The organism is Staphylococcus sp. GDX7P312P, from assembly GCF_008385775.1.
Lineage (GTDB): Bacteria > Bacillota > Bacilli > Staphylococcales > Staphylococcaceae > Staphylococcus > Staphylococcus haemolyticus.
Genome location: NZ_VUKI01000093.1, coordinates 1 through 218, shown reverse-complemented (window position 1 = coordinate 218; position 218 = coordinate 1). Strand labels below are relative to the sequence as shown.

The 218-nt window shown below is 35.8% G+C and carries 2 protein-coding genes; both read right to left on the bottom strand.

The genetic code is table 11. The annotated features are described in order from the left end of the window. Positions 1-144, bottom strand: a 144-nt coding sequence (locus F1592_RS13495; RefSeq protein WP_172409210.1) for a prolipoprotein diacylglyceryl transferase family protein, incomplete at its 3' end; no start/stop codon positions are given. 5 nt (positions 145-149) lie between these two features. Then, positions 150-218, bottom strand: a 69-nt coding sequence (locus tag F1592_RS13905) for a hypothetical protein (RefSeq protein WP_223197252.1), incomplete at its 5' end; no start/stop codon positions are given.

The window sequence follows — 218 nt, the reverse complement described above, 5'->3', positions numbered from 1 at the left end:
ATGTAATCCTGCTTTAACTAGTGCACGTTGTGCAACAAAGTAACCAAGTAATATTCCGACAGCAATGATAATTCCATACCATCGTACACTCAGTGGTCCTAAGTTAAATGCCACAGGATCTATATAGTTAAATACAATACCCATTCAACCTACTCCTCACTCTTATGACTGTTCTTGATAATTTCTTCATTTAATCTTTCACTAAATTCTTCGGCAGT